Annotated in this window: 2 protein-coding genes; one reads left to right on the forward strand and one right to left on the reverse strand. The window is 52.2% G+C overall.

The window, feature by feature from the left end; translation table 11 throughout:
• The first annotated feature begins 622 nt into the window (after positions 1-622).
• Positions 623-2,368, forward strand: coding sequence for a potassium-transporting ATPase subunit KdpA (gene kdpA / locus O9290_RS00425; protein WP_288086577.1), 1,746 nt, complete (start codon positions 623-625; stop codon positions 2,366-2,368).
• Here kdpA and O9290_RS00430 read toward each other — a convergent pair.
• A complete protein-coding gene (locus O9290_RS00430) occupies positions 2,315-2,473 on the reverse strand; it encodes a hypothetical protein (protein ID WP_196219863.1) in 159 nt (52 codons plus the stop codon). The genes kdpA and O9290_RS00430 overlap by 54 nt on opposite strands.
• Positions 2,474-2,559: the final 86 nt, after the last annotated feature.

Here is a 2,559-nt window from a genome sequence, read left to right on the forward strand (position 1 = left end):
ACTCGATTGTCTATCTTTTGGTATTAACCTGTTGATGCCTTAAGTCCTTCCCTATATGGATTTCAGCTACTTTTGAGCGTAGGCGCTCTCATCGAATTTTATTTTAAGTTAATTATTTGCATAACAATTCCCGAAGAGCCATTCAAATCTGATCCCTGATAGCTGTCTCGGAGTCCCCCGTCTCCTGTCTCGGAGTCTCCTGTCTCGGAGTCTCGACTAGGAAATTAATTTTGCACGACTACTTATAATACTAAATCCGTTAAGTATAGGTAACATATCAGGATAGGCACTCATGCAAGAGGCAAGAGGCAAAAGGGGGAATAGATAATCAGTTTTTAATAACTGGATTTAGGATAATTGCTAATTGTTGGTATTGCCGCATAAGTGCGTAAAAGCTGATAGGATAACGAACGGAAAAAATATAGCTTGTCAAGGTGCAAGAAATCGCTATAATCGTTCCAGCAGAGGCGATAATAATCCCTCGATCATCCATTTGTTAATGATCGCTAATGATTAGACAAACTCGGTTTTCAGCAAGCGGTTTCGAGACAGCGAACCCGTGAGGGTCCCGGTTGATCGTTGATCGAGCCTCCACTGGCCTTTTTTTGGAGTTGATCGAACCATGTTGCAAGGATGGATTCAAATCGCGCTCACGATCCTGATAATCGTGGCGATCACCCCCTTTTTCGGGCGGTATATGGCTAGGGTGTTCATGGAACGGAGAACCCTACTCGACCCACTGTGCGATCGAGTCGAGAGTCTTCTTTACACCTTCGTCGGGGTGAAAGGGAAAGAGAATATGACTGGCTGGCAGTACGTCCGCGCCGTTCTCTACAGTAACGCGGTGATGGCAATTCTGGTTTTTTCCCTGATTGCGGGCCAAGGAGTCCTTCCCCTCAACCCGACGGGGATCCCCGCCCCTTCTTGGGACACCACGCTACATACGACGATTTCCTTTATCACCAACACCAACCAACAGCATTATTCCGGAGAAACCACCCTCAGCTACGGGAGTCAGATCTGGGGTCTTGGCTACCAGATGTTCACCTCGGCCGGAACCGGTCTAGCGGTGGGGATCGCCTTTATTCGGGGACTGACGGGGCGACCGTTGGGCAATTTCTATGTGGATCTGATCCGAGCGATCACCCGTATCCTCTTACCGATCTCGATCGTGGGGGCAATTGCCCTGATCATCGCCGGAGTCCCGGAAACCCTCGCGGGCCCGGCGATCTTGCCGACGCTAGAAAACCCCAACCTGAGTCAGGCGATCGCCCGCGGTCCAGTGGCCCACTTCGAGATTATTAAGGAATTGGGAGAAAACGGCGGTGGCTTTTTTGCCAGCAACTCGGCCCACCCCTTTGAAAACCCGAACGGATTCGTCAATCTGGTGCAGTTGGTAGCGATTCTCTCGATTCCCACCTCCCTGATCTATACCTACGGGGTTTTCGCCGATAATCTCAAGCAAGCTCGGTTAATCTATCTAATTCCCCTCGGTATCTTCATCGGCTTTACGATCATCACAGCGATCGGGGAATATAACGGCAACCAGGCGGTTAACTCCCTGCTAGGGGTGGAGCGAGCGGTTAACTTCGAGGGCAAAGAAGTACGCTTCGGTTGGGCGCAATCGGCCCTGTACGCGGTAACTACCACGGCCACCATGTGCGGTGCGGTGATCGCCATGCACGATTCCTTGATGCCGAACGGCGGCTTCGCCACCCTCTCGAATCTGTTCCTGCAAATCGTTTTCGGCGGCCAGGGAACCGGCACCGCCTACCTGTTTGCCTATCTGATCCTGGCGGTATTCGTCACCGGGCTAATGGTGGGGCGAACCCCCGAATTCCTCGGGCGCAAAATCGAGAAACGGGAAGTGGTGTTAGCGAGTTTTTTAATTCTGCTGGTTCACCCGATCGCCATCCTCATCCCTGGAGCGATCGCCCTTGCCTTTCCCGACTTTCAGGGCATCAGTAACCCCGGCTTTCACGGATTATCTCAAGTTATCTACGAGTACGCTTCCGCCGCTGCCAATAACGGGTCGGGATTCGAGGGACTAGGGGATTCCCAACCTGCGCCGCTTGCGATTGCGGCTGGTGCCAAACCGACGATTACCGCTCTCTGGTGGAATCTAAGTGCCTCCTTCAGTTTACTCGCCGGACGGTATATCCCGATCGCCGCCCTGCTCTTGTTAGCCGATGGGATGTCCCGCAAACAACCAGTTCCCGCCACCACCGGAACCCTCCGCACCGATACCGGACTCTTTACCAGCGTGACGGCGGGGGTGATTTTAATTCTCGGTGCGCTGACTTTCTTGCCGATATTAGCCCTCGGGCCGATCGCGGAAGCCTTTCAAATCCCCCGGATGATCGGCTAGGAGTTTAGACAGGGTTTGCGGCAAAAAGTTTTTCCGGGGGGTAGGGTGTGGGGTGTGGGGTGTGGGGTGTGGGGTGTGGGGTTTTACCAGTTTTGAGGTGGCCAATTACCTAATTTTCAGGGAAAAAGTGCCTAAATTTCCCCCCGATCACTCCCAGATCCAGTACTTTTTGATTGACAAAAGGTCTAAAA

This window comes from Microcystis sp. LE19-41.2A (genome assembly GCF_027530405.1).
Classification (GTDB): Bacteria; Cyanobacteriota; Cyanobacteriia; order Cyanobacteriales; family Microcystaceae; genus Microcystis; species Microcystis aeruginosa.

Coding starts and splice junctions, on each gene's coding strand:
- kdpA (WP_288086577.1), top strand. CDS start 623: ATGTTGCAAGGATGGATTCAAATCGCGCTCACGATCCTGATAATCGTG.